20 protein-coding genes are annotated in these 25,766 nt (G+C 71.8%); 10 read left to right on the plus strand and 10 right to left on the minus strand.

Annotated features, from left to right (window positions below):
* Nucleotides 1–36: 36 nt before the first annotated feature.
* Nucleotides 37–3,735, plus strand: a complete 3,699-nt coding sequence (locus tag JO379_RS02430) for a hydantoinase B/oxoprolinase family protein (RefSeq protein WP_209513555.1) — start codon at nt 37–39, stop codon at nt 3,733–3,735.
* On the opposite strand, the gene JO379_RS02435 is transcribed toward JO379_RS02430, so the two are convergent.
* Complete coding sequence (locus JO379_RS02435; protein WP_209513556.1) at nt 3,693–4,562, minus strand: universal stress protein; 870 nt, start codon at nt 4,560–4,562, stop codon at nt 3,693–3,695. The genes JO379_RS02430 and JO379_RS02435 overlap by 43 nt on opposite strands.
* 221 nt (nt 4,563–4,783) lie before the next feature.
* On the opposite strand from JO379_RS02435, the gene JO379_RS02440 reads away from it, so the two are divergent.
* Entirely contained in the window at nt 4,784–5,668 is an 885-nt protein-coding gene (locus JO379_RS02440) for a universal stress protein (protein ID WP_209513557.1), read from the plus strand.
* A gap of 9 nt (nt 5,669–5,677) precedes the next feature.
* On the opposite strand, the gene JO379_RS02445 is transcribed toward JO379_RS02440, so the two are convergent.
* Nucleotides 5,678–6,331 carry a CBS domain-containing protein gene (locus tag JO379_RS02445; RefSeq protein ID WP_209513558.1) on the minus strand — a complete coding sequence of 218 codons (654 nt, stop codon included), beginning with the start codon at nt 6,329–6,331 and terminating at the stop codon, nt 5,678–5,680.
* A gap of 379 nt (nt 6,332–6,710) precedes the next feature.
* Here JO379_RS02445 and JO379_RS02450 point away from each other — a divergent pair, with 379 nt between their 5' ends.
* The gene (locus JO379_RS02450) at nt 6,711–7,475 is read left to right on the plus strand and encodes a DUF8017 domain-containing protein (protein ID WP_307841865.1); all 765 of its coding nucleotides are present in this window, start codon (nt 6,711–6,713) and stop codon (nt 7,473–7,475) included.
* 52 nt (nt 7,476–7,527) lie between these two features.
* Here JO379_RS02450 and JO379_RS02455 read toward each other — a convergent pair whose 3' ends face one another.
* Nucleotides 7,528–8,220, minus strand: coding sequence for an alpha/beta fold hydrolase (locus JO379_RS02455; RefSeq protein ID WP_209513560.1), 693 nt, complete (start codon nt 8,218–8,220; stop codon nt 7,528–7,530).
* Between the two features lie 225 nt (nt 8,221–8,445).
* Entirely contained in the window at nt 8,446–9,774 is a 1,329-nt protein-coding gene (locus JO379_RS02460; RefSeq protein WP_209513561.1) for a TolB-like translocation protein, read from the minus strand.
* 159 nt (nt 9,775–9,933) lie between these two features.
* On the opposite strand from JO379_RS02460, the gene JO379_RS02465 reads away from it, so the two are divergent.
* Together JO379_RS02465 and JO379_RS02470 are read left to right on the plus strand one after the other, a co-directional pair.
* The gene (locus tag JO379_RS02465) at nt 9,934–10,473 is read left to right on the plus strand and encodes an ArsR/SmtB family transcription factor (RefSeq protein WP_209513562.1); all 540 of its coding nucleotides are present in this window, start codon (nt 9,934–9,936) and stop codon (nt 10,471–10,473) included.
* Entirely contained in the window at nt 10,470–11,756 is a 1,287-nt protein-coding gene (locus tag JO379_RS02470; protein WP_209513563.1) for an MFS transporter, read from the plus strand. Before JO379_RS02465 ends, JO379_RS02470 begins: the two co-directional genes overlap by 4 nt.
* Here the strand turns inward: JO379_RS02470 and JO379_RS02475 are convergent.
* Nucleotides 11,753–12,343 (minus strand): GNAT family N-acetyltransferase, encoded by a 591-nt coding sequence (locus JO379_RS02475; protein ID WP_209513564.1) that lies wholly within the window; start codon nt 12,341–12,343, stop codon nt 11,753–11,755. The two genes, JO379_RS02470 and JO379_RS02475, sit on opposite strands and share 4 nt — an antisense overlap.
* Nucleotides 12,333–14,387: a penicillin acylase family protein gene (locus tag JO379_RS02480; protein ID WP_209513565.1), complete on the minus strand. Its 2,055-nt coding sequence runs from the start codon at nt 14,385–14,387 to the stop codon at nt 12,333–12,335. The genes JO379_RS02475 and JO379_RS02480 overlap by 11 nt, the downstream gene beginning before the upstream one ends.
* A 394-nt stretch (nt 14,388–14,781) precedes the next feature.
* Here JO379_RS02480 and JO379_RS02485 point away from each other — a divergent pair, with 394 nt between their 5' ends.
* From JO379_RS02485 to JO379_RS02505, 5 genes are all read left to right on the plus strand, one after another.
* Nucleotides 14,782–16,356: a pyridoxal phosphate-dependent decarboxylase family protein gene (locus tag JO379_RS02485; RefSeq protein WP_209513566.1), complete on the plus strand. Its 1,575-nt coding sequence runs from the start codon at nt 14,782–14,784 to the stop codon at nt 16,354–16,356.
* Nucleotides 16,357–16,422: 66 nt separating this feature from the next.
* A complete protein-coding gene (locus tag JO379_RS02490; protein WP_209513567.1) occupies nt 16,423–17,721 on the plus strand; it encodes a lysine N(6)-hydroxylase/L-ornithine N(5)-oxygenase family protein in 1,299 nt (432 codons plus the stop codon).
* A complete protein-coding gene (locus JO379_RS02495) occupies nt 17,718–18,305 on the plus strand; it encodes a GNAT family N-acetyltransferase (RefSeq protein ID WP_209513568.1) in 588 nt (195 codons plus the stop codon). Before JO379_RS02490 ends, JO379_RS02495 begins: the two co-directional genes overlap by 4 nt.
* Nucleotides 18,302–20,092, plus strand: coding sequence for an IucA/IucC family protein (locus JO379_RS02500; protein WP_209513569.1), 1,791 nt, complete (start codon nt 18,302–18,304; stop codon nt 20,090–20,092). The genes JO379_RS02495 and JO379_RS02500 overlap by 4 nt, the downstream gene beginning before the upstream one ends.
* Complete coding sequence (locus JO379_RS02505; RefSeq protein ID WP_307841867.1) at nt 20,089–21,591, plus strand: MFS transporter; 1,503 nt, start codon at nt 20,089–20,091, stop codon at nt 21,589–21,591. Before JO379_RS02500 ends, JO379_RS02505 begins: the two co-directional genes overlap by 4 nt.
* A 114-nt stretch (nt 21,592–21,705) precedes the next feature.
* Here JO379_RS02505 and JO379_RS02510 read toward each other — a convergent pair whose 3' ends face one another.
* The 4 genes from JO379_RS02510 to JO379_RS02525 are packed head-to-tail and all read right to left on the minus strand — an operon-like array spanning nt 21,706 to nt 25,419.
* Nucleotides 21,706–22,359, minus strand: a complete 654-nt coding sequence (locus tag JO379_RS02510; protein WP_209513570.1) for a S26 family signal peptidase — start codon at nt 22,357–22,359, stop codon at nt 21,706–21,708.
* Nucleotides 22,356–24,269 carry an ABC transporter ATP-binding protein gene (locus tag JO379_RS02515; protein WP_209513571.1) on the minus strand — a complete coding sequence of 638 codons (1,914 nt, stop codon included), beginning with the start codon at nt 24,267–24,269 and terminating at the stop codon, nt 22,356–22,358. The genes JO379_RS02510 and JO379_RS02515 overlap by 4 nt, the downstream gene beginning before the upstream one ends.
* Nucleotides 24,266–24,820, minus strand: a complete 555-nt coding sequence (locus JO379_RS02520; protein ID WP_209513572.1) for a thioredoxin domain-containing protein — start codon at nt 24,818–24,820, stop codon at nt 24,266–24,268. The genes JO379_RS02515 and JO379_RS02520 overlap by 4 nt, the downstream gene beginning before the upstream one ends.
* Before the next feature lie 35 nt (nt 24,821–24,855).
* Nucleotides 24,856–25,419, minus strand: a complete 564-nt coding sequence (locus tag JO379_RS02525; RefSeq protein ID WP_209513573.1) for a MauE/DoxX family redox-associated membrane protein — start codon at nt 25,417–25,419, stop codon at nt 24,856–24,858.
* Between the last annotated feature and the right edge of the window lie 347 nt (nt 25,420–25,766).

Consider the following 25,766-nt stretch of genomic DNA (forward strand, 5'->3'; position numbering starts at 1 on the left):
CGGGCCGCGGCGCGGCCGGCGGTGAAGGGAGCGGACATGACGGACGGCGCCGGCGGGAGATGGCAGTTCTGGGTCGACCGGGGCGGCACGTTCACCGACATCGTGGCGCGCCGCCCCGACGGCGGACTGCTGACGCACAAACTCCTGTCGGAGGACCCCGCCCGCTACGAGGACGCCGCCGTGGCCGGGATCCGCACACTGCTGGGCCTGCGGGAGGGCCAGGCCGTCACGAGCGGCACGGTGGAGGCCGTACGGATGGGCACCACGGTGGCGACCAACGCCCTTCTGGAGCGCGGCGGCGAGCGGACGGCACTGGTCATCACCCGCGGCTTCGGTGACGCGCTGCGCATCGGCTACCAGAACCGGCCCCGGATCTTCGACCGGGCGATCACCCTCCCCCAGGCCCTGTACGAGCGGGTGATCGAGGTCGCGGAACGCATCACCGCGGACGGCGCGGTCCTGCGTCCCCCGGAACTCGGCCCCCTGGCCGCGGAGCTGCGGCGCGCCTACGACGACGGTGTCCGCGCGGTGGCGGTGGTGTGTCTGCACAGCCATCTGCACCCGGCGCACGAGCGGGCGATCGGTGCTCTCGCCGAGCGGATCGGATTCCCGCAGGTGTCACTCTCCAGCGAGGTCAGCCCGCTCATGAAGCTGGTGCCCCGGGGGGACACCGCGGTCGTCGACGCCTACCTCTCGCCGGTCCTGCGGCGCTATGTGGAGCGGGTCGCCGACCGGTTGCGCGGCGTGCGGCTGATGTTCATGCAGTCCAACGGCGGCCTGGCCGAAGCGGGACACTTCCGCGGCAAGGACGCGGTCCTGTCCGGCCCGGCCGGCGGCATCGTCGGCATGGTGCGCATGTCACGGCTGGCGGGCTTCGAGAAGGTGATCGGCTTCGACATGGGCGGCACGTCCACCGATGTGTCGCACTTCGCGGGCGAGTACGAGCGGGTGCTCACCACGCAGGTGGCGGGTGTCCGGCTGCGGGCCCCCATGCTGGACATCCACACCGTCGCGGCCGGTGGCGGGTCGGTGCTGCACTTCGACGGCAGCCGCTACCGGGTGGGCCCGGACTCGGCCGGTGCCGCCCCGGGGCCCGCCTGCTACCGCGGCGGCGGCCCGCTGACCGTCACCGACGCCCATGTGATGCTCGGCCGGATCCAGCCCGCGCACTTTCCCCGGGTGTTCGGGCCGGACGGCGACCTGTCCCTGGACGGTGGGATCGTGCGGCGGCGGTTCACCGAGCTGGCCGAGGACATCCGCGCACGGACCGGCGACCGTCGCTCGCCCGAGCAGGTCGCCGAGGGGTATCTGCGGATCGCCGTGGCGAACATCGGCAGCGCGATCAAACGCATCTCCGTCCAGAAGGGCCACGACGTCACGCGGTACGCGCTGACCACCTTCGGGGGCGCGGGCGGCCAGCACGCGTGCGCGGTGGCCGACTCGCTCGGGATCCGCACCGTCCTCGTACCGCCGATGGCCGGTGTGCTCTCCGCGCTCGGCATCGGCCTCGCCGACACCACGGCGATGCGCGAGCAGTCGGTGGAAGTGCCGCTCGACGAGGCACACATGGAGCGGATCACCGCGGTCGCCGGGGAGCTGGAGTCGGCGGCGCGCGCCGAACTCCTCGACGAGGACGTCCCCGCCGAGCACATCCGGATCGCGCGGCGCGCACGGCTGCGTTACGACGGCACCGACACCACCGTGCCGGTCGAGCTCACCGACCCGGCCGGCATGACCGCGGCGTTCGAGACGCGCCACCGGGCGATGTACTCCTTCCTCATGGACCGCCCGGTCGTCGTCGAGTCCCTGTCGGTCGAGGCGACCGGCCTCACACCACAGCCCGATCTCGGTGGCCTCGGTGGCCTCGACGGGGACGGGGACGACGCGGCCGAGGGCTCCGCGTCGCTCTTCACGGACGGTGCCTGGTGTGAAGTCCCCCTCCACCGCCGGGAACGCCTGCGGCCCGGCACGTCCGTGACCGGCCCGGCGATCATCACGGAGGCCAACGCCACCACGGTCGTGGAGAAGGGCTGGCAGGCGGCCGCCCTCCCGGAGGGACACCTGCTCGTCGAGCGCGTGGCGGCCCCCGCCGGGGCCGACGTCGGGACCACGGCCGATCCCGTCCTGCTGGAGATCTTCAACAATCTCTTCATGTCGATCGCCGAACAGATGGGCGCGCGGCTGGAGTCGACGGCGCAGTCCGTCAACATCAAGGAGCGGCTCGACTTCTCGTGTGCCCTCTTCGACCCCGACGGCAATCTCATCGCCAACGCCCCGCACATCCCGGTGCACCTCGGTTCGATGGGCACCACCGTGAAGGAAGTCATCCGCCGCCGGGCAGGGGCCATGAAACCCGGCGATGCCTACGCGGTCAACGATCCGTACCACGGCGGTACCCACCTGCCGGACGTGACCGTGGTGACCCCGGTCTTCGACGACGGGCCCGGCGGGACGGGGACCGGCGGCGCGCGGATCCTGTTCTTCGTCGCCTCCCGCGGTCACCACGCGGAGATCGGCGGGCTGACCCCCGGTTCCATGCCGGCGCACAGCCGTGAGATCCAGGAGGAGGGGGTGCTGTTCGACAATTGGCTGCTCGTCGAGAACGGCACGCTGCGGGAGGCCGAGACGCTGCGGCTGCTGACCCGGGCGCCCTACCCCTCCCGCGACCCGGCCACCAACCTCGCCGACCTGCGCGCCCAGATCGCCGCCAACCGCAAGGGCGTGGAGGAGGTCGGCAAGATGATCGACCACTTCGGCCCGGACGTGGTGCGGGCCTATATGCGGCACGTCCAGGACAACGCGGAGGAGGCCGTGCGCCGGGTCGTCGACGCGCTCGACGACGGCGCGTACCGCTACGAGACGGATTCCGGGGCGGTCATCGCCGTGCGTGTCTCGGTGGACCGGGCACACCGCACGGCGACGGTGGACTTCACAGGGACGTCACCTCAGTTGGACACGAACCTCAACGCACCGAGTTCGGTGGTGACGGCCGCCGTCCTCTACGTCTTCCGGACCCTCGTAGCCGACGACATCCCCCTCAACGACGGCTGTCTGCGCCCCTTGCGGATCGTGATCCCGCCGGGCTCGATGCTGGCACCGGTCCCCCCGGCCGCGGTCGTCGCGGGCAACGTCGAGACGTCCCAGGCCATCACCGGGGCGCTCTACGCCGCCATGGGCGTGCAGGCCGAGGGCTCCGGCACCATGAACAACGTCACCTTCGGCGACGAACGCCACCAGTACTACGAGACCGTCGCCTCCGGCTCCGGCGCGGGTGAGGGGTTCGACGGCGCGTCCGTGGTGCAGACCCATATGACCAACTCACGGCTGACCGACCCCGAGGTCCTCGAATGGCGCCTCCCCGTGCTGCTGGAGGACTTCGCCGTGCGGCACGGCAGTGGTGGTGCGGGGCGGTGGCGCGGCGGCGACGGCGCCGTGCGCAGGATCCGCTTCCGTCGGCCGATGACGGTGAGCACGCTCTCCGGTCACCGCCGGGTGCCGCCCTACGGCATGGCCGGCGGCTCCCCGGGGGCCCTGGGTGCGAGCCGCGTGGAGCGTGCAGACGGCAGCACGGTGCCGATGGCCGGGTGCGACTCCGTCGAGGTGGGGGCCGGCGATGTGCTGGTGGTGGAGACACCGGGCGGCGGCGGATACGGCACACCGGGACCGGGCGGTGCCTCCACGGCCGACGCCCGTCACACCCTCTCGGGGACGACGGCGACGGGGCAGGGCGCGTGATGCAGGACGGCGTGGTTGCTCCGGCCGAGCTGAAGCCCGCCGTGCCCGGACAGCCGCCGCGCGCCGACGACCAGGAGCTCCGCGGTGGCGGCCGCCTCCAGCAGTGCGTGGTGCGCGGATCCCTCCACGGTCTCGCGGTGCACGTCCACATCGGGATGGCTGCGCTCGAAGCCGGCGAGGGCGTCGTCCAGGATGTCCGCGGCCTGCCGCTGGTGCGCGGCCACCGGGTCACCGGAGAAGAGCGGATTGCCCATCGGGCGGTGCATCGGGGAGCGCCAGGCCCGGATCGCGACCAGTCGGCACCGGCGCGTCTCCGCCTCGCGGAAGGCGAACCGGAGGGCCTGACTGCTTTCCGCGGCACCACCGACGCCGACCACCACCCCGCGCGGTGCCGCGGCAGGGTCGGGCAGCGCGCGGACCACCACGACCGGGCAGTGGGACCGGCCCGCCAGTGACAGGCTGACCGAGCCCAGCAGCAGCCCGGCGAGCCCGCCCCGGCCCCGCGAGCCGACGACGACCATCGTGGCCGAGCGGCCTTCCTCCAGGAGGGCCGTCACGGCGTCCTGCGGCCGGACCAGCGAGGAGATCCGTATCTCGGGGGCCTGCCGGCGGGCGCGATCCATCGCGGCCGAAACGATGTGATCGGCGAGGACCCGCTCGGAGGGGCGCTCGGGGTCCGGGGGCCCGCCTCCCTCGTAGCGCTCCCACAAAGAGGCATAGACCATGCGCAGGGGCAGGCCCAGGCGCAGTGCCTCCTCCCCGGCCCAGTCCACCGCCCGCAGCCCGGTTTCCGATCCGTCCACCCCTACGACCACCGGAATCTCCATGATTCCACCAACTCTCCGCGACCTTCGCAAAGGCCTCATCACCACGGTCGCACTCCGGGGCCCGGGTTGCGAGGGGGTCGGCCCCTGAGCGGGCAGCCGCCGGGCGCCGCATGATGGGAGGAGGAGGAACCCCAAGCCCTCTCGTCCGGTTTCCGCCCGGAGGGACGCCGAAGTGATCCCGAGGAGGCCGAAGTGATCCCGAGGAGATGGAGGCACTCGTCATGGACCCCGTCATCACCGTAGGGCTCGACGGTTCTCCGGAGAGTCGCTCTGCCGCCCTGTGGGCGGCGCAGGAGGCGCGGCTGCGCGGTTGCACGCTGCGGATGCTCCACGCGTGGGTCCTGCTCTCCGCCGCGGGGGAGAAGGCCACGGCCGAGAGCGACCGGGACTACTGGTCGAAGAAGATCGTCGACGACGCGCAGCGGGAGGTCCACCAGCTCTATCCGGAGCTGCCCGTCACCGAGGAACTGGTGGCGGAGGACCCCGGCCCGGCACTGCTGGCCGCGGCCGCGGAGTCGGACCTGCTCGTCCTCGGCTCCCGGGGCATGGGGCCCGTCGCCGCCTTCTTCCTCGGGGACATCGGCCTGCACGTGGTGGCGCACACCGACACACCCGTGGTGCTCGTCCGCGCTCAGGAGGACACGGCGGGCACGGCGGCACAGGCGGCTCCCCCGGCCACCGGTGACGTGGTCGTGGGGCTGAACCTGCAGGGCCCGTGCGAACGTCTCCTGGAGTTCGCCTTCACGAGCGCCGCCCGCCGCGGTGCCACCCTGCACGCCGTTCACGCGGGAAAGCTGCCCGTGCAGGCATACGCTCCCTGGGGCATGGACCCCGACGTCGTGGAGGACCTGACGCGCGACGCACGCAAGGTGCTCGGTGACGCGCTGCGTCCGTGGCGGGAGAAGTTCCCGGGGGTGGAGGTGGCGGAGAGCGTGCACCTGGAGAGCCCCGCCCGGGTGATCAACAGGGCGGCGGCAGGGGCCGGACTGCTCGTGATGGGCCGCCGGCACAAGCACCGCACCGCCCTGGGGCCGCGCATCGGCCCGGTACTGCAGTCCGCTCTCCATCACGCTCCGTGCCCCGTGGCGGTCGCCCCTCACGAGTGACGGCCGGGGTCAGGACTCGGAAGCGGCCTCCGCGCGGGCGAGCGCCCCGTTGGTGCGGTCGGTGACCGAGACGACGCCGTCGACCGCCCGGCACAGGCGCAGCACCAGCGGTACCACTTCGGGCGGCTCGATCGTGCCGCTGAGCACCACCAGACCCTGCTGCACCTCGACGCCCACGGCGGCGGGGCTGACACCGGGCACGTCGTCGAGGACCTCCTCGACGATCTCGGTGCGGATGGCTTTGTCGTCGCGGAGGAACACCCTCAGCAGATCGCTCCGGCTGACCATGCCGACCAGCCGTCCGTGGCCGTCCACCACCGGCAGCCGCTTGACGTGCCGGCCGGCCATCACGCGCGCGGCGGCCACCACGCTCACGTCCGGTGTGGTGCACACCGCGGGGCTGGTCATCAGCTGCCCGGCCGTGACCGCCGCGGGGCCGGGCGGCGGGGCCGGCAGATCGGATTCGGTGTCGTCCTGTGCCGCCTGAGTACGGATCAGGTCCGCCTCGGACACCACTCCCACTGGCCGGTCGTCGACGTCCACGACGGGGACGGCGGTGATGTCGAACTCGGTCAGCAGGGTCACGATCTCGCGGAAGCCCGTTTCGGGTACCACCCTGACGACCTCTTGGGTCATCACGTCCTTCACCGTCTGGTGTTGCATGCCGTCTCATTCCACGCGCTCGCGGCGACCGGACGGCCGCCCGGGATCAGTCTCCCTCCGTGCGGCCGCGTCAGCCATGAAGCCACCGTTTCCCTGGTGCGCCGCCCCGGCGAACAGGCCCTGACGCGCTCCCGCCGAAGGCCGCCGCATAGGGTGGCCCTTCATGTGGCCAGGACAAACAGCTGGCGGGGGCGAGCAGAACCCGCGGGATGCGCAAGCGAATCCGTACCGACACCCGAACCCGCACGAGCAGCCCACGCAGACGAACCCGTACCGGGATCCGCAACAGGCAGCGCCCTGGACCGCCCCGGCCACTGCGGCCGGGGCACCCCCGCCGCCGCGCGGCGGCGGCAAGAGGACGACGGTCATCGCCGTCGTCGTGGCGACCGCTGTCGTCATCGCCGCCGGTGTCACCGGCTTCCTGGTCCTGGGCGGTGACAAGGACGACGCGGCGAGCCCCGAACCGACCGCGTCCGCACCGACCCGGACCTCCGGGCCGACGCCCACGGGTGGCGACGACGGACGTCGCGGTGACGAGCCCAAGCCGGTGGTTCCCGGCTGGAAGGTCGTGGTGAACCCCAAGCGCGGCATCGCCTTCGACGTACCCGCGCACTGGCAGCGCAAGGATCCCGACTGGGCCAGCTATGTCTCGGACAACAAGGATCCGGAGGACACCCCCCTCGTCGGCTTCCTGGCCCCGGCGGTACTCGAGGAGCAGTGGTGCACGTCCGACGAGGACAAGAACGGCACCACCGAGAACACCCCGATCGCCGCCGCCGGCTCCCGCGGTGAGAACGGTGCCAAGAACACCGAGGAGGCCGCGCGCCACAACGTGAGCCAGTGGATCTACGGCGGGTACGCCCAGCCGGACAGGTCGAAGGTCAAGCCCGGTGCCGTGGAGTCCTTCACCACGGCGTCCGGCATCACCGGCAGCGTGGCGACGGCCACGTCCGTCGGCGTCGGGAAGAAGGGCAAGTGCGATACCGACGGCAAGGGCACCGCGTTCGCCTTCAAGGACTCCAAGGGCGACTTCGTGTCCTGGACGTTCCACGGGGTGAAGGGCGTGAAGGAGGAGGTCCCGGACGCAACGGTCCGGAAGATCCTCAGCACGGTGCGTCTGACCGGCGGTTCGGCGCGCCCGTGAGCGGAGGGCTCCCGCCCGGGTCCGGGCGGGAGCCCTCCGTTCAGCCGGCCCGCTACTGCCGGCCGGCGGTGCGGGCCGGCTCGTCGAGGGACCGCAGCAGGATCTTCAACAGGTCGTCCGGCGCATCACGCATGAGGTTGTGCCGGCTCTCCAGCTCGTGCACCGTCCACATCGGGTCCTCGCGCAGCCGCTGGTAGGTCGAGGTGAACGGCGACTCCCCCTCCCACAGCGTCGCGTAGACGTAGTCCCTGCGCCGGAACCGGCCCGCGTCCCCGGTCAGCCGGATGCGCTGGAGGAGCGAAGCCAGCGGGTGGGCCGTGGCGCGCGGGTCGAAGAACGGCATCGCCGGAACCGCGTAGCCGGTCTCGCCGACGTCCAGGTACCACTCCCGTTCGTCGGGGACGAGGCTCCAGCAGGAATCGCCGTCCTCCGGTACGACGGCGTCCAGGTAGACCAGCGAATCCACCCGCTCGGGCACCCGGTCCGCGACCCCGCTGACGACCATCCCCCCGTAGCTGTGGCCGACGAGCACGGCGTCCTCGATCCGCTCGGCCACCAGCACGTCCACCACGTCCTGGATGTGCGTATCGAGATTGACCGTGGACGTCAGCAGATCGGCGCGCTCGCTGATCCCGGAGAGCGTCAACGCGTGGACACGGTGACCGTCCTGCCGAAGCCGCTCGGCGACCGGGTCGAAGCACCAACCGCCATGGCACATACCCGGGATGAGAACGAAGTCGGCCATGTCCTGCTCCTCTGCGCGGTTCCTCTCGGCGTGCGTCCCACTCTGCGGGACGGTGATCCAGAAGTCCAAGAGCCGGCTGTTCTGTGTGACAGAAGCGGAGGTTATGGAAGCGGTGTGGTTGCAAGCGCGACGCCCTCCGGGACGACAATGACGCGCGGAGCGAGAACGGCACTTTCCAGCCCGGCGCTCGCAGGCACTCCCCCTCGCCGTCCGGCCCCCTTCAGCTCACCGCAGGCGGCGGAGGAAGACATCGCTCCCGCCGTTGCCGTCCTGGGGTACGAGGTTGCCGGCCCCGCTGTCGAAGACCGCCCTGCGCCCGGCCAGGTCGACGCTGAAGTTCAACGAGAACTCGTCGGCCTGCCTGCCGTCGGACGCGACGTTGACGCGCTCCACCGCGCCGGTCCGCAGGTCGCGTACGAACACGTCCTCCTTTCCGTTGGTGTCGCCCGGCACCAGGTTGGTGGCACTGGACGGGAAGAACGCATACCGGTTGTCGGCGCTCATGGCCACGTGCCCGTACGACATGTCATTGGCCTCGGAGCCGTCGGCTGCCACGCTGAGCCGCCGGGTGACGCCCGTGCGCAGATCTGTGGCGAACGCGTCCACCGTGTGGTTGGTGTCGCCGGCGACGATGTTGACGTTGGAGCTCAGGAACAGCGCGTAGCGCCCGTCCGGACTCAGGCCGATGTCGGTGAGAACCGCCACCCTCGAGCCGGTGAGGGAACGCGCGGCGAGCTCGGTGCGGCCGGTGCGCAGCTCGTGCGCGTAGAACACGCGAGCCCGCGGCCGCGCCAGCGCTTCCTCGTCGGCGCCCGCCTGAGGGGTCAGGTTGGACGCCCTGCTCTTGAACCCGACCCGGCTGCCGTTCGCGCTGATCACCGGGGAGACGGATTCACCGTTCCCTTGCGTGCCGTCGGAGGCGACGCTGACGCGTTTGACGGTGCCCCGCCACCGGTCCTTCACGAACACGTCCCGCACATCGTTGGTGTCCCCGGGCACGAGGTCGCTGCGAGTGGAGAGGAAGGCGACAAAGCGACCGTCCGCGCTGATCGAGGGTTCGCTGTTCTGGACACGTCCCTGCTTCGGGTCCCCGATGAGGATGTCGGTGCGCCCGGTCCGGCGGTCGCGCACGTACACCTCGGTGCTTCCGGTGGGGTTGCCACCCGGCACAAGGTTCGTCGCGTCCGAGCTGAAGACGACATACCGTCCGTTACCGCTGACTGCCGCGTCCCACGTCGAACCGTCGCCCGGTGTGCCGTCGGTGGCCACGCTTACCCGCTCGACCCTGCCGGTACGCAGGTCCTTGACGAAGGGGCCGCCCTTGCGAGTATCGCCCGGGATCAGGTTGTCGGCCCCCGAGCTGAAGACGACGACGCGGCCGTCACCGCTGATCTTCCCCTGCCCCGACTCGCCGTTCGCCTCCGTGCCGTCGGCGGCGACGCTCACCCGCTCGGTGCGCCCCTGGTGCCTCTCCGTCGCGGCGGCCACCGGCGGCACCGTCGCACAGGTCCCCAGGACCGCCGCCACGACGGCCGTCCGTATGAGATAGCGCATTCGACTCCCCTTGCTGAAGCAGCGGATGACGCGTGAGCCGAGGGAAGCCAACAGCCTCGCCGGCCCCGCGGTCAACAGGGAGGGACGGACTCCGGCCCGCACCGGAAGCCCGAACAAAACCCCTTGCCTAATGGTCAAGAAGTGTTGACCATTAGGCCCATGCCTCACGACGATCTTCCCGAGACGTTCCACGTCACCACTGACGAGCAGCTGCGCGCCGTCTCCAACCTCACGCGTCACCGGATCATGGCCGTGCTCCGCTTCGAGCCCGCGACGATCACGCAGATCGCCGAGCGCGTGGGCCTCGCGAAGGGGAGTTCCAGCTACCACGTACGGCTGCTGGAACGGGCCGGCCTGGTGAAGGTGGTACGGACGCGGAAGGTCCGGGGTGTCACCGAGCGGTACTACGCGATGGCCGCGCGGGCGATCGTGCTGCCGGATCCGGGCGAGGGAGGGCCGGATGTGCTGATGCGGCACGCGGTGGCGGACCTGGAGGCAGCGCCGCCGGATGGCGAGCGGCACGTACGGATGGCGCATCTGCGGCTCACCGAGGAGCAGTTCGCGGAGCTGGGGGCGCGCCTGCATGCACTGGCGGACGAGTACCGGGAGCTGTCCGATCCGTCGCTGCCGGACGCGTCACTCGTCTTCGCACTGTTCCACCCGGCACGGCGCGAGCAGGCCGAAGGGGACGCCAAGTGACCTCAGGCGTTGGCAAGTTGCCGACCGGGTTCGGACGGCTGTGGACCGCGCAGACGGTGTCCTCGCTCGGTGACGGGGTGTCGCATGCCGCGCTGCCGCTGCTCGCGTTGGCGCTGACGCGGGATCCGATGGCGCTCGCCGTCGTCACGGCCGCCGGCACGCTGCCGTGGCTGCTCTTCGGGGTGCTCGGCGGTGCCCTGGTGGACCGCTGGGACCGTCGGCGCACGATGTGGGTCGTAGACGCGGCGCGTGCGGTACTGCTCGCGATACCGGCGGCAGCGGCCGCGCTCGACGTGCTGAGCATTCCGCTGCTCGCGGCCGTCGCCTTCCTGCTCGGCCTCGGCGGACTCTTCTTCGACACGGCCGCTACGGCCTATCTGCCGGATCTGACCGGCCGCGACCCCGCGCTCCTGGAGCGCGCCAACTCCCTCCTGCGCGGCAGCCAGACCGCCGCGTCCGGCTTCGCGGGGCCGCCTGCGGGCAGCGCCCTGCTCGCGCTCGGGCGGGCGGTCCCGCTGCTCGCCGACGCGGTGTCGTTCGCGCTCTCCGCACTGCTCGTACGGTCGCTGCCCGCAGTACCCCGGCCCGCACCGCAGGCCCGTGAGTCGCTGCTGCGGCAGGCACGGGCCGGCGCCTCGTACGTATTCCGGAATCAGTTGCTGCTCGGGCTCGCGCTGCGACCGGCAGTCGGGAACATCGCCTTCCTCGCCGTGGAGACCGTACTCGCCCTCTTCGCGCACGACCGTCTCGGCATCGGCACCTTCGGCTTCGGCCTGCTCCTCACGGCGGAGGCCACCGGCGGTCTGCTCGGCGCGGGCATCGCCTCCTTCCTCGGCCGACGACTCGGCACCGGCACCGCGCTCACCTGCACGGCAGCGGTCGAGGGAATCGCCGTCCTGGGCCTTGCCGCCGCCCCGAACCCGTACGTCGCCGGCCTCGCGCTCGCCGTCTGCGGAGCGGGCATGGGCGCCACGATGGTGCTCGGCCCCTCCCTCCGACAGGCGATCGTCCCCGCCCACCTGATGGGCCGGGTCGCCTCCACCTCCCGCATGCTCGCCATGTGCGCCGCCCCGTGCGGCGCCTTCCTCGGCGGCTGGCTGGCCACCGCCTACGACGTGCGCACCCCGCTCTACACCGCAGCCGGTCTCCTCCTCACCATGACCGCCGTCACGTCGACCATGACCAGCAACCGCCAGGTGGAGGCGGCGCTGCGTGCCGCCGCCCCGGCCGATGAACCGGACCACCCGGAACCCCGGACTCCCGTTCAGGAGGGTGCCCTTTAGGGCTCCACGAGCCCGTTGAGCCAGGTGTCCCGGCTCAGAAAGACCAGCCGTGCCCGCTTCTCGGGAAGGTCGATCTCGGGTCCGGGCACGAAGCCCGCCCCCGTGAGACGGGCGATGGCCTTGGCGTTACGGGCGTCCGGTTCGGCCACGATCCGTTGCCTGCCCGGGTCCGCCAGGACGAAGGTGAGGAACACGGAGAGCAGGGTGTCGGTGAAGCCCCGCTCCGGCTCGCCCTCGGCGGGGCCGATCAGCAGGTGGATTCCGAAGTCACCGGGCTGTACGTCGTAGCACGCGCCGACCGGGTCCGACTCCGGTTCGTAGGTCTGGAAGAGCGCGACGGGCCGGCCGTCCCGGTGGAGGAGATAGGCGTGGTGGGTGGGGAGCGAGTCCAGGTATTCGTAGATCTCCAGGACCCGCTCGCGGCTCGCCTCCCGCATGCCCCAAAAGCGTGCCCGCTCCTGGCCGACCCACGTGTGGATCACATCGAGGTCGGCCCGGGGGTGCACGGGAACGACACGTACGGTGCCGAAACCCTCGACCACCTGCTCGTGCACGGCCGTCCGGTGGGTGGGGGTCTCAGAAATCATGTCGCTCCTCGGTCAGAAGGTTCCAGTCGGTGACCACGGGGAGGAGTTCTCCCCGCAGCCACAGGGGCAGTTGGTCCCGGTGGTGGGCGTCGCCGGGTACGCCACTGGCCCCGAAGGGGACCACCCACCGGCTGTTCTCACGCCGCGCGAGGTCCCAGACGTAGCGCGCCGCGGGTCCGCGTGCGCTGAGGTCGGTGACGCCGGGGATGCTGGAGGTGGACAGCACACAGTCGTGGTCGCCGGAGAGCTCCGGCCACCCGCCGGGTTCCTCGCCGGGCAGTGACTGCCACGGCGCGAGCCGATGCGTGGTCCCCCATGACGCCGGTGCGTCCGCCGCGGAGGCCACCTCCTCGACGGCCGCGCGCACGAGTCCGGCCCTGTCGACGCCGGGCAGCACGTCATCGTCCAGCAGGTGCTCCAGCGCGAACGCGACCCGTGGGACGAGGGCGAGCCACGGCAGGAACAGGTCCGGGTACGGGGCGGGCGCGGACAGTTCGGCCAGTGCCGGGTGGGCGGCCAGCTGTCGTACCACCGCCGCCCGGACGGCGGCGTACGCCCCGGCGTCCGTGCTGTCGGCCTCCATCCTGCGGTCCCAGCGCAGCAGCCGCTCCCGCAGCCGGAGGGCTTCGTCGCTCAGCCCGTCCAGTCCGGCCAGCAGGTCCAGCAGCGGCCGGGCCGAGGCCAGCAGGGTGTCGGTGTGGACGGCCGCCATGTCCGGGGCGGACCAGGACGTCGAGGCTTCCAGCAACTGACGTATCCGGTCGGCCCGGTGCGGTGGGGCGAACTCGGTGCCCAGCGGTGCGGCCAGGCTCCGTTCGTTCGCCATGACCGCGATGCCGTCGACGGCCGCGCGCGGCATCGGCTCGTGCCATCCCTGCCAATCGTGGCCGGGCACCCAGGCCGGCACGACACGCAGCCGGTTGTCCCGGTGCCGCAGCGGTACCCGGCCCGCGACCCGGTGCAGCAGTCCGCCGTCGGTGTCCGCGGCCTGTACGACGTTGACCGGTTCCGCCCATTGGTCGAAGGCGCGGTCCACGTCGGCGACGGTGGTGGCCCGCAGCAGTGCGGGCAGCGTGCCGAAGCCGAGGTCACCGCGGACCCGTGGCGGACAGCGGAGGCTGATGGCGCGGGCGTCGTCCGGGCCGCCGATCACGACCGGGCCGCGCTCGGTCTCGATCACCTCCACCTCGACGGGGTCTCCCCCGGCCACGTCGATGGTCTCGGTGTGCACCGTGGCGGGCCGCCAGCCGCCCGGGCCGAGCGCCTCGACGTCCGTTCCGCGGCGGCGCAGCCGTTCCTCGTAGAGGTCCTGGTAGTCGGCCATGGCGTTGGTGATCGCCCAGGCCACGCCGCCGGTGTGCCCGAAGTGGGCGATGCCGGGGACGCCGGGGACGGCCAGTCCGACCACGTCGTACTCGGGGCACGCCAGGTGGATCTGCTGGTAGATGCCGGGGTCCTCGATGAACCGGTGCGGGTCGCCGCCGATGAGCGGGGCGCCGGTGACCGTGCGGTCGCCGGTGACCAGCCAGCCGTTGCTCCCCGAGCCGGCGGGGCCGTCGGTGGCGAACAGCCCGGTCATCCCGGGGCCGAGCAGACGGGCGACCTGCTCGCGCCAGAGCTTGGCGGGGAAGCCGGCGAAGAGGATGTGGTGGGACAGCCAGACCGCCAGTGGCGTCCACGGCTCCCACACCCCGGGAGCGAGTCCGGTCGCGGTGAACTCCCCCGCCCGCCGCGCCCCTTCGGCGAGGCCGGTGTTGACTCCGTCGACGTAGGCCGTGACCCAGGCGGCGGTGTCCTCGTCGAGGCCCTGGAAGCAGCGCCGGGCGGTGTCGTCCAGCCGGGCCTGCCGGGCGAACCGGTCCCAGCCGACGGCACCCGCGCCCAGGAAGGCAGCCGTGCTGCCCTGTGACCGGTGCCGTTCGACCTCGATCTGCCAGGCCCGGTCCACGGCGGTGGTACGGCCCTGGGCGAAGACGAGTCCGTTCGCGCTGTCGGCCCGCAGATGCGGGATCCCCCAAGCGTCCCGGTAGACCTTGATGCTCACATTGTCTCCTTGGCGCCATGCGCCGGTACGGCCCCGCCGGTGTCGGCGGGGCGGCGGGTGCGGCCGGAATGTCGGCTACCCACGGGACCGCGCCCGGTCACCGAACTGCCGTGAATCCGCGGCTGCTTGAGCGCGGACGCACGGCGGCCGGGATGCGGTCGGCGAGCGGTGCGGCAGCACCCACCCGGGACGAAACTTAGGTTAGGTTAACCTAAGTCGACTCCCGGGTTCCGCATCCGCGTCGCCACCCCCGGGTACACACCCCTCGCGTGCGCAACTTCCCCCCGCGCCACCCAAAAGACCACCTCACCACGTGACCGGCGCTTCGCAACCGTGAAGTAAGTTAGGTTAGCCTTACCTAAGTCGATCACGTTGGTGACCGGAAGGACAGATCATGAGTTTCCAGGGGCACATCGCCGAAGCCCCTTCGGCAGGAGCCGTGACACAGGCCCCGGGGGCCGGGGCGGCGGGCGCCAGTCCGCATCTCTTCAACCGCCGCACGGTGGAGAACTACCGGCGCTCACTCGCCGACGGCGTCGACCGGGTGGCCGCCCGCATCGCCGGCACCGAGCGGCCGTTCACCGGGATATCCCCCGCCCGGCTCGCGCCCGAAATCGACCGGATCGACCTGGAACAGCCCCTGAACGACCCCACGGCCGCCCTCGATGAACTCGAGGACGTCTACCTGCGCGACGCCGTCTACTTCCACCACCCGCGCTATCTCGCGCACCTCAACTGCCCGGTGGTGATTCCGGCCCTGCTCGGCGAGGCGGTGCTCACCGCCGTCAACTCCTCGCTCGACACCTGGGACCAGAGCGCGGGCGGCACGCTCATCGAGCGCCGCCTGATCGACTGGACAGCCGAACGCATCGGCCTCGGCCAGGACGCCGACGGCATCTTCACCAGCGGCGGCACCCAGTCCAACTTCCAGGCGCTGCTGCTGGCCCGCGACGAGGCCTGCGCACTCGCCGCGAAGAACTCCCCGGCCCCGCTCTCCCGGCACGACATCCTGCCGCGGCTGCGCATTCTCACCTCCGAGGCCAGTCACTTCAGCGTGCAGAAGTCGGCGAAGCTGCTCGGCCTCGGCCAGGACGCCGTCATCGCCGTCGGCACCGGCCCCGAGCGGCGCATGCGGCCGGCCGCCCTCGCCCGCGAGATCGAACGCTGCCACGCCGACGACCTCATCATCATGGCCGTCGTCGCCACGGCGGGCACCACCGACTTCGGTTCCATCGACCCCCTCCCCAAGATCGCCGACCTGTGCGAGTGGGCCGGGCTGTGGCTGCACGTGGACGCGGCCTACGGCTGCGGACTGCTGGTCTCCCCCACCCGCCGCCATCTGCTCGACGGCATCGAGCGCGCGGACTCCGTGACCGTCGACTACCACAAGTCCTTCTTCCAGCCGGTCAGCTCCAGCGCGGTCCTGGTGCGCGACCGTGCCGTGCTGCGGCACGCGACCTACTACGCCGACTACCTCAACCCGGCCCGCATGGCCGAGCAGCGGATCCCCAACCAGGTCGACAAGAGCATCCAGACCACCCGCCGCTTCGACGCGCTCAAGCTGTGGCTGACGCTGCGCATCATGGGCGCCGACGCCGTCGGCGCGCTCTTCGACGAGGTCATCGACCGCGCGGCCGAGGCCTGGGAACTGCTCACCGACGACCCGCGCTTCGAGGTCGTCACCAAATCCCAGCTGAGCACCGTCGTCTTCCGCTATCTGCCGCCGGAGGGCCCGGCCCGGGAACTGGCCGACGGGGCAAACCTGTTCGCCCGTGAGGCACTTGCCGCCTCCGGCGAGGCCGTCGTGGCCGGCACCAAGGTCGACGGCCGTCACTACCTCAAATTCACCCTGCTCAACCCGGAGACCTCGCTGGACGACATCGCCCACGTCCTCGATCTCCTCGCCGAGCACGCCGGCCGGTACGTGAACGAGCGGCTCGCCCCCGAGCTCCGCCATCGCGCCGGCTGACCACCCCTCCGCCGCCCGACCGCATTTTCCCCCCGCCTGACTGTTTCCCCCCGCACGGAGATCCCCATGTCCACGCATGACTTCATCGCCATCGGGCTGGGCCCCTACAATCTGGGCCTCGCCTGTCTGACCGAACCGCTCGACGAACTCGACGGCCTCTTCCTGGAGAGCAAGCCCGACTTCGACTGGCACCCGGGGATGCTGCTGGACTCCGCCACGCTGCAGACCCCCTTCATGGCCGACCTCGTCACCCTGGCCGACCCCACCTCCCCGTACTCCTTCCTCAGTTACCTCAAGGAATCCGGGCGGCTGTACTCCTTCTACATACGCGAGATCTTCTATCCCGTACGCAGTGAGTACAACGACTACTGCCGTTGGGCCGCGGCCAAGCTCCGCAGCGTCCGGTTCGCCCACGAGGTGACCTCCGTCGAGTACGACGAGGGCGACGGCCTCTACACCGTCCACGCGGTCAAGGCCGCCACCGGCGAGAAGACGACGCACCGCGCCCGGCATCTCGTGCTCGGCACGGGCACCCCGCCGTACGTCCCCGACGCGTGCCAGGACCTGGGCGGGGACTTCCTGCACAACTCCCGCTACCTGGAGGGCAAGGCGGAGCTGCAGCGCAAGGAGAGCATCACCGTCGTCGGCAGCGGGCAGAGCGCGGCGGAGATCTACTACGACCTGCTGGGCGACGCGGACACCCACGGCTACCGGCTGAACTGGGTCACCCGGTCCCCGCGCTTCTTCCCGCTGGAGTACACCAAGCTCACGCTGGAGATGACGTCCCCGGAGTACGTGGACTACTTCCACGCGCTCCCGGAAGACACCCGGTACCGGATCGAAGCCGAGCAGAAGAGCCTGTTCAAGGGCATCGACGCGGAGCTGATCAACAACATCTTCGATCTGCTGTACCAGAAGAGCGTCACGGGCCCGGTCCCCACCCGGCTGATGACCAACACCGCGCTGGAGAGCGCCTCCTACGACGAGGCGGCCGGCGCGTACACGCTCGGGCTGCGCCACATGGAGCAGGAGCGGGACTTCTCGCTCACCACCCAGGGCCTCGTCCTGGCCACCGGCTACCGCTACCGCCCGCCGGCCTTCCTCGAGCCGCTGCACGACCGGATCCGCTGGGACGGGCACGGGCGCTTCGACGTCGCCCGCAACTACAGCATCGATGTCACCGGACGCGGTGTCTTCCTGCAGAACGCCGGTACCCACACGCACAGCATCACCTCCCCCGACCTGGGCATGGGCCCGTACCGCAACTCCTGGATCATCCGGGAGCTGCTGGGCCGCGAGCACTACCCCGTGGAGAAGGCCATCGCCTTCCAGGAGTTCGGGGCGCCGGAGGGCGTCGTCCGATGAACGAGACCGTCTTCTCCCGTACCGACGAGCGGCTCGGTGAATTCACCCTGCGCCCGCTCGACCCGGCCGCCGACGCCACGCTGGTGCACGGCTGGGTGACCCACCCCAAGGCATCGTTCTGGATGATGCAGGACGCCGACGTGACCGAGGTCGCCCAGGCGTACCGCGAGATCACCGAGCATCCGCACCACGATGCCTTCATCGGGCTGCGGAACGGCCGCCCCGCCTTCCTGGCCGAACGCTACGACCCCGCCCGTGTCGAGCTGGTGGGCCTGTACCCACCGCGACGCGGCGACGTGGGCATGCACTTCCTGTGCGCACCGGCCGACACCCCGGTGCACGGGTTCACCCGTGCCGTGCTCACCACGGTCATGGCGTGGCTCTTCGCCGACCCGGCGACGCTGCGCGTCGTGGTCGAACCCGACGTCCGCAACACCGCCGTCCACACGCTCAACGCCGCCGTCGGCTTCGAGGCCGTGCGCACGATCTCGAAGCCCGAGAAGGACGCGCTGCTGAGCATCTGCACCCGTGACCGGTTCCTGCATTCCACCGAGCCGGCCGCCACCCGAGGAGTGACCGCGTGAACCCCCGTGATGCCGTCTCGCATCTGACCCCGGACGCCTGGGACCGCGCCAACCGGCAGCTGATCCGCAAGGCGCTCGCCGAGTTCTCCCACGAACGGCTGCTCGCCCCCGAGCGGACCCCGGACGGCCGGTACGTCGTACGCGGCGACGACGGGTCCGTGGAGTACCGCTTCGCCGCCCGTCTGCTGGCCCTCGACCACTGGCACATCGACGCCGACAGCATTACCCGGCACCGCGGTGACGCCGAACTCCCGCTGGACGCCCTCGATTTCCACATCGAGCTGCGTGACGCGCTCGGCCTGACCGAGCGGATCCTCCCGGTCTACCTGGAGGAGATCAGCTCCACCCTGGCAGGCACGGCCTACAAGCTCGGCAAGCCGCGGATCACGGCCGCCGCACTGGCCGGGGCGGACTTCCAGGCGATCGAGACGGGGATGACCGAGGGCCACCCCGGCTTCGTCGCCAACAACGGCAGGCTCGGCTTCGGTGTGCACGAGTACCACGCCTACGCCCCCGAGACCGCGAACCCCGTCCGGCTGATCTGGCTGGCCGCCCACCGCGACCACTCCACCTTCACCTCGGGCGAGGGCCTCGACTACGACGCCCTGATCGCCGCGGAGCTGGGCGAGCCGGCCCTCGCCCGGTTCGGTGACACCATGTCCGGCCTCGGTCTGGACCTCGCCGACTACCACCTCATCCCCGTGCACCCCTGGCAGTGGTGGAACAAGCTGTCGGTGACCTTCGCCGCCGAGCTCGCCCGGCAGCGCCTGGTCTGTCTCGGCCCCGGTGACGACGACTACCTCGCCCAGCAGTCGGTACGTACCTTCTTCAACACCAGCGATCCGTCCAAGCACTATGTGAAGACGGCCCTGTCGGTACTGAACATGGGCTTCATGCGGGGCCTGTCGGCGGCCTACATGGAGGCGACCCCGGCCATCAACGACTGGCTCGCCCACCTCGTCGACCAGGACGACGTCCTGCGCCGGGCGCGCCTGTCCATCATCCGCGAGCGGGCGGCCGTCGGTTACCACCACCGTCAGTACGAGGCAGCCACCGACCGCCACTCCCCCTATCGCAAGATGCTCGCCGCGCTGTGGCGCGAGAGCCCCGTCGCCGGTCTCGAACCGGGCCGGCGCCTGGCCACCATGGCCGCTCTGCTCCACACCGACCACGAGGGCCGTTCGCTGGCGGCCGCCCTGATCGAGCAGTCGGGGCTCGCGCCCGAGGTGTGGCTGCGGCGCTACCTCGACGCGTACCTGACGCCGTTGCTGCACAGCTTCTACGCCTACGACCTGGCGTTCATGCCGCACGGCGAGAACGTCATCATGGTCCTGGACGGCGGGACGGTCGAGCGGGTGATCTTCAAGGACATCGCCGAGGAGATCGTCGTGATGGACCCGGACGCCGCCCTGCCGCCGGAGGTCCGGCGCGTGAGGGCCGACGTGCCCGAGGACATGAAGCTCCTGTCGATCTTCACCGATGTCTTCGACTGCTTCTTCCGCTACCTCAACGGCATTCTGGCCACCGAGGGCGTCCTGGAGGAGGAGACGTTCTGGCGGACCGTCGCCGAGTGCGTCCACGACTACCAGACGTCCGTCCCGCACCTGGCCGCGAAGTTCGAGCAGTACGACCTGTTCGCGGAGCGGTTCGCGCTGTCCTGCCTGAACCGGCTGCAGTTGCGCGACAACCAGCAGATGGTCGACCTGGCGGACCCCTCGGCCGCCCTGCAACTGGTGGGTGACCTGACCAATCCCCTCGCCCGCTTCGCCCCGCGGCCCCGGCCGTGACGGTGACCACGGACACCACCGGGACCACCACCGGGGCCCGGCTGCCCACCCGGTGGCTGGTCCTCGCGGTGATCTGCCTGGCGCAGCTCACCGTAGTGCTGGACAACACCGTCCTGAACGTGGCGGTCCCGTCCCTCACCCGGGATCTGGACGCGAGCACCGCGGACGTCCAGTGGATGATCAACGCGTACTCGCTCGTGCAGGCCGGGCTGCTGCTCGCCGGGGGCAGCGCCGCCGACCGCTACGGCCGCAAGAAAATGCTGCTCGTCGGCCTCGCGCTGTTCGGGGTGGGCTCGCTGGCGGCCGGGTTGGCCGGTTCCACCGGGGAGTTGATCGCGGCCCGTGCGGGCATGGGTGTCGGCGGCGCCTTGCTGCTGACCACCACTCTCGCCGTCGTCATGCAGGTCTTCGACGCCGAGGAGCGGCTGCGGGCGATCGGCGTGTGGGCCGCGGTGAACGCCCTCGGCTTCGCCGCCGGCCCGCTGCTGGGTGGTGTGATGCTCGCCCACTTCTGGTGGGGGGCGATCTTCCTGGTCAACCTCCCGGTGGTGCTGCTCGGCCTCGTCGCGGCCTGGGCGCTGGTGCCCGAGTCGAAGAGCGCGGCCGGGCAGCGGCCCGACCTGCTCGGCGCGCTGCTGTCGACCGTCGGCATGGCCGCGGTCGTCTTCGCGGTCGTCTCGGGGCCCGAGCACGGCTGGGGCACGGGCCGGGTGCTGCTGCCGGCCCTGGGCGGGGTGCTCGTCCTCGGTGCCTTCGCCCTGTGGGAGAGCCGCATCCCGCACCCCATGCTGGACCTCGGTTTCTTCCGGGACCGCCGGTTCGTGGGGGCCGTCGTGGGCGTCGTCCTCATCACCTTCGGCAGCGCCGGTGCGCTCTTCCTGCTCACCCAGCAGCTCCAGTTCGTCCACGGCTGCACACCGCTGGAGGCGGGCCTGCGGACGGCGCCGTTCGCGCTCACCGTCGTCGCCCTGAACTTCACCGGGATCTCGACCCGGCTGCTGCGCCGCCTCGGCCTGCCGCTCGCCATCGCCCTCGGTGTGGGGACGCTGGCGGGCGGGTTCGCGGTCGTCGGTGCCTTCCCCGCGGAGGGCTACGGGGTGCTGCTGACCGGCCTCGTCCTCATGGGCGCGGGGTGCGCGCTCGCCAACCCGGCCATCGCCGAGGCGATCATGGGGGCGATTCCGCCGGAGAAGGCCGGGGCCGGTGCCGGGGTCGACGGCACCATGTCCGAACTCGGCGGCAGCCTCGGGGTGGCCGTCCTGGGCGCCGTCATGAACTCCCGTTTCACCGCCCTGCTCCCGGTGGGCCTCGCCGGCGCGGGATCCCTTCCGGCCGCCCTGGCGGACGCCCGCACGGAAGGCGAGCGGGCGGACGTGCTGGACGCGTTCGCCTCGGGGTTGCGGACCGGCCAGTTGGCGGGCGCGGCCGTGGTGCTCCTCGGCGGAGTTCTCGCGGCGCTGCTCCTGCACCGGGCCGAGCGGCGGAAGGGGGACGCGTAGGCCTGGCCGGACGGGCTGGTTGTGGCTGAGCTCAGCCACAACCAGCCCGTCCGGCGCTTGAGGACGCGCCCGCAGGGCGCTCGCCGCCGCGGGCGAAGAACCACCGGACAGCCCCTAGGCGGAACGCCGCCCCCGCACCGTCCCCAGCACACGGCAGGTCGGGAAGTACCCCACGTCGCGCGAGTCGAAGCTGACCGCCCGGTTGTCCCCGAGCAGGACCAGGCCGCCCTCCGGCACCCGGGTGCCGGGCAGGGCGGCCGACGGCACCGGGTCGCCCGCCACCGCGGCGACGCGTTTGATCAGCCATCGCCGTCCGTGTACCTCGGCCGCGGTGGCGGTGGGCCGCAGGGGCGGTGCCGCCCAGGTGCCGTCCTTCGCCGGCCGCTCGGCCACGACCACCTGCCCCACGACCGGGGGCCTGCTGCCGCGGCGCACCAGGACCCGGTCCCCGTCGCGGTAGGCGGGTGCCATGCTCGCCCCGCGTACGGTGACCGTGACGAATCCGCGCGCGGCCACCGCGGCGAGGAGCAGCCCCAGGCCCGTCGTCACCGTCGCCGCTCCGCAGAGCACCGCCCACGGCCCCGTCCCGGCGCGCAGCAACAGCGCCGTACCGACCGTCAGGAGAGCGAGCAGCGGTGTCGCGACCCGTACGAACGGCGGGCGGCGCCCGGGTGTGGTGTGACGGGCCGGCGGCGCGGGGTGGGGAGGCGCGAGGGAGGCGGCCGGTGTCCGCTCTTCGCCGGGGTCCGGCCCCGGTCCCCCCGTCATGCGCGCTCCCCGGCGGATGCGCCGTCGGCGTCGGCCCGGTAGCCGGCGGCCTGCAGGGCGAACAGGCGCGCGTACTGCCCGCCCGCGTCGATCAGCGTGGTGTGCGGGCCCTGTTCGACGATCCGTCCCTCGTCCAGTACGGCGATGAGGTCGGCGTCGCGTACCGCCCCGAGCCGGTGCGAGATGAGCAGACTGGTCCGCTCGCCCCGATGGGCGCGCAGCGCGGTGTGGATCTCGTGCTCGGCCTCGGCGTCGAGCCCCGCCGAGGGCTCGTCGAGGATCATCAGGTCGCGTCGGTCGCGCAGGAACGCCCGGGCGAGCGCGAGCCGTTGGCGCTGTCCGCCGGAGAGGACGACGCCGGTCTCCGGATCGTCCTTGTCGGATTCCATGAAGAACCGCCTCGACAGCAGCGTGTCGTATCCGTGCGGCAGTCCGGCGAGCTTGTCGTGGATGCCCGCCCGCCGGGCGGCGGCCTGGATACGCGGGCGGTCGTCGAGGGCCGTCAGATCGCCGAGGGCGATGTTCTCCGCCGCCGTCATGTCGTAGTGCATGTAGTCCTGGAACACCGCGCCGATCCTCCGTCGCAGCTCCGTCACGTCGACGGCGCGGAGGTCCACACCGTCCCACAGCACGGCACCGTGGTCGGGGTCGTAGAACCGGCACAACAGCTTCACCAGGGTGGACTTCCCGGCGCCGTTCAGCCCGACGAGGGCGAGTACTCCTCCGTGCGGGACGCGCAGGCTGACGCCCCGCAGCACCCACGGGTGTTCCTCGGAGTAGCGGAACCAGACGTCCCGTAGTTCGATGCCTCGGTGCAGGGGCGACAGGTGCGCGGGTTGCCGGGGTACGGCCAGATCCGGTCCGGCCTCCGTCACGGCGAGATAGTGCTCGAACATCAGCAATGCCTGGTGCGACCGGGCGACTTCGGCGGCCAGGGTGGCCAGCGCGCCCTGCACTCCGGCGACCGCGGCCACGAACATCACGACGTCGCCCGCCGAGAGGGTCCCGGCGTGCGCGGCCGTCACCGCCCAGAGCAGGCCGCCGCCGGAGACGAGCCCGGCGAGCAGTCCCAGCCCCGCCTGGACCCATGCCTCGCGCCGGTCCACCGCCCGTTTCGCGGCGTTGGCGGTACGGCGGTCGTCGAGCATCCGGTACCGCAGGAAGGCGCCGATGCCGAACAGCCGTATCTCCTTGGCCGCCTCCACGCTGGACAGCAGCTCGCTGTAGAACATCTCCCTGCGTTCGATCGGGCCGATGTCCCAGAGCGTTCGCGCCTTGCGCCGGGCCATCGCGATCTCGGACAGCAGGGTGGGCACCGAGGCCGCCGTCACCAGCACGGTCATCAACGGGCTGAGCAGGAACAGCGATCCGAGGAACCCCCCGATCGTCAGGGCCGCCCGGGCCGTGCCGATGGCGCCGTCGACGGCTTGACCGGGGGTGCCCCCGCCGGCGCTCTGCGCGAGCCTCAGCCGGTCCAGGAAGCGGGGGTTCTCGAACCGTCCCAGGCCGGCGAAGCCCTCCACCGCCGTGAACAACCGGTCCTCGGCGAGCAGCCCCACCCTGCGGCCGAGTTCCGCGCGCAGGTACTGGCCGGCCTGCGGCAGGACCCCGAGGGCGACACTCGCCGCGGCGAGGCCGGTGCCCAGGCCGACCAGCCGCCCCAGGGAGGCGCCACCGCTCAGGCCGTCCAGCATCAGCTTGGTCAGCCACGCGGTGGCCACCGGGAGCGCGCCCGTCCCGAGTGTGAGCGCCAGGTAGGCGCCGAAGGTGCCGGGTGCCGCCTTCGCCACCAGCGCGCCCGCCGCGACGATCCGTCCTACCTGTGGAAGGCGGCCGGCCGGCCGCTCCCGGGGCAGTCCCGCGCCCGGTGCGGCCGGGGTGCCGGGCTCCTGGGGCGACGGCCCGCTCATGCCACCACGGTGGGAGTGGCCGGCAGTTGTACGCGGTTGTCCGCGATGACGGGCCGGCCGGCGCCGTCCGGGGCCACCCTGAACAGCGCCGGGAACCCCTTGATCTCGAACGCCGAGGTCAGCGCGGTGTCACTGCCCTCGACCACGACCCGGGCCACCGGGCTCAGCTCGGCGACCTGCCCCGCGGCACGGTCGGTGGCGCCGACCACCACGGCCAGCACCCGCTCCCGGCCGCCGTCCGTCGCGCGCGCGTGGGCGACGAACTTCGGCAGCATCTCCTGGCACGGCTCGCAGTTGGGCGAGAAGAACGCCACCAAGGTGTCACCGGCCAGCGATTCACGGGTCAGCACCTCGCCGTCGACGGTGACGGCGGTGAACTCACCGATCTCCGCGCCCACCGCGAGGACGGGGGGTCTGCCCGGCATGTTGTCGGACACCTCGGACAACAGCGCGGTGTGTTCCCGCAGCCGCTTGATCACACCCAGCGTAAGGATCAGGTCCAGCGTGCAGAGCGCCCCCACCAGCACCACTGCCGCGATCATGACGGGCATGTCGTCGTCTCCTTAGGGCTCATCGGCTTGAGGACTCATCGGCCGCGAGCAGGGCCCGAGGCCCGGCCCACGGGCCGGAACAGGTCGAGAACGTCGTCGAGCACCGCCACCAGCGCGCCCAGCAGCAGACCGGCGGACACCGCCACGACCGCGCCGCCCGTCTCGGCCGGTCGTGCCGGTCCGGAGCCGAGCACGGTGGCCGCGCCGATGACCGCCAGCGCGGTGAGAACGAGATTGCGGACGATGTGCCGCGGTCCGAGCGGGCTCGCGGTCACCCCGAAACAGCGGCAGGGCGTCCGCGCACCACGCCGCGTCGAGAGGGCGATACCGGCGGCGAACACCGTCAGCAGTCCGGCGGCGACCGCGAACCCCGCCACGGCGACGGCCGGCACCGGGGCCGTGAGCGCCGGCCACACGGCGAACTCGGCGCACACCACCGTGCGCGCCACCGCGCGGGCCCGGTGCCGTGGCACCACCCGCATGTCTCCCACCGAGGAGACGAACCGGCCGAAGGCTCCCCGCCCGGACACTTTGCCGATCGACGAGGCGAGGAACACCACCCCGATCAGAGCGCGGATCCCGAGCGCCACATACCCCACCCGGCTGCCTCCTCCGGCTGTCGTCGCCGTCAGCGCGCCCGCGGACGGCGGGCGGCGTCGCCGACCGGGGAACCGGAGCCGGAGCACACGGTTCCGGCCAGTGCGGCCCGTGCGTCCGTGCCCGACGGCGGCGGTATCCCTCGACCGGCGACTCTTACCTGGTGTGGGTACTAGCAGTGACAGATCACAGTCGGACAACCTGACGAGTTGCAGCAGGCGTAGCAGGGTGCGTTGTAGCCGCACTTACCGGAGCACTGCCAGCAGGCCGGGTAGTTGCGGCAGGCGAGGATCTCCGCCGCCGCGGCGTCGATCCCGGGCACGAACAGCCCGAGAACCCGGCTGCCTAA

Source organism: Streptomyces syringium, from assembly GCF_017876625.1.
In the GTDB taxonomy this organism is placed as follows: Bacteria; Actinomycetota; Actinomycetes; order Streptomycetales; family Streptomycetaceae; genus Streptomyces; species Streptomyces syringius.

What these genes read in the sequence shown, in the direction of transcription:
- JO379_RS02430 (WP_209513555.1), top strand. Translation starts at nt 37, where the DNA reads ATGACGGACGGCGCCGGCGGGAGATGGCAGTTCTGGGTCGACCGGGGC.
- JO379_RS02435 (WP_209513556.1), bottom strand. Translation starts at nt 4,562, where the DNA reads ATGGAGATTCCGGTGGTCGTAGGGGTGGACGGATCGGAAACCGGGCTG.
- JO379_RS02440 (WP_209513557.1), top strand. Translation starts at nt 4,784, where the DNA reads ATGGACCCCGTCATCACCGTAGGGCTCGACGGTTCTCCGGAGAGTCGC.
- JO379_RS02445 (WP_209513558.1), bottom strand. Translation starts at nt 6,331, where the DNA reads ATGCAACACCAGACGGTGAAGGACGTGATGACCCAAGAGGTCGTCAGG.
- JO379_RS02455 (WP_209513560.1), bottom strand. Translation starts at nt 8,220, where the DNA reads ATGGCCGACTTCGTTCTCATCCCGGGTATGTGCCATGGCGGTTGGTGC.
- JO379_RS02460 (WP_209513561.1), bottom strand. Translation starts at nt 9,774, where the DNA reads ATGCGCTATCTCATACGGACGGCCGTCGTGGCGGCGGTCCTGGGGACC.
- JO379_RS02465 (WP_209513562.1), top strand. Translation starts at nt 9,934, where the DNA reads ATGCCTCACGACGATCTTCCCGAGACGTTCCACGTCACCACTGACGAG.
- JO379_RS02475 (WP_209513564.1), bottom strand. Translation starts at nt 12,343, where the DNA reads ATGATTTCTGAGACCCCCACCCACCGGACGGCCGTGCACGAGCAGGTG.
- JO379_RS02485 (WP_209513566.1), top strand. Translation starts at nt 14,782, where the DNA reads ATGAGTTTCCAGGGGCACATCGCCGAAGCCCCTTCGGCAGGAGCCGTG.
- JO379_RS02490 (WP_209513567.1), top strand. Translation starts at nt 16,423, where the DNA reads ATGTCCACGCATGACTTCATCGCCATCGGGCTGGGCCCCTACAATCTG.
- JO379_RS02495 (WP_209513568.1), top strand. Translation starts at nt 17,718, where the DNA reads ATGAACGAGACCGTCTTCTCCCGTACCGACGAGCGGCTCGGTGAATTC.
- JO379_RS02510 (WP_209513570.1), bottom strand. Translation starts at nt 22,359, where the DNA reads ATGACGGGGGGACCGGGGCCGGACCCCGGCGAAGAGCGGACACCGGCC.
- JO379_RS02515 (WP_209513571.1), bottom strand. Translation starts at nt 24,269, where the DNA reads ATGAGCGGGCCGTCGCCCCAGGAGCCCGGCACCCCGGCCGCACCGGGC.
- JO379_RS02520 (WP_209513572.1), bottom strand. Translation starts at nt 24,820, where the DNA reads ATGCCCGTCATGATCGCGGCAGTGGTGCTGGTGGGGGCGCTCTGCACG.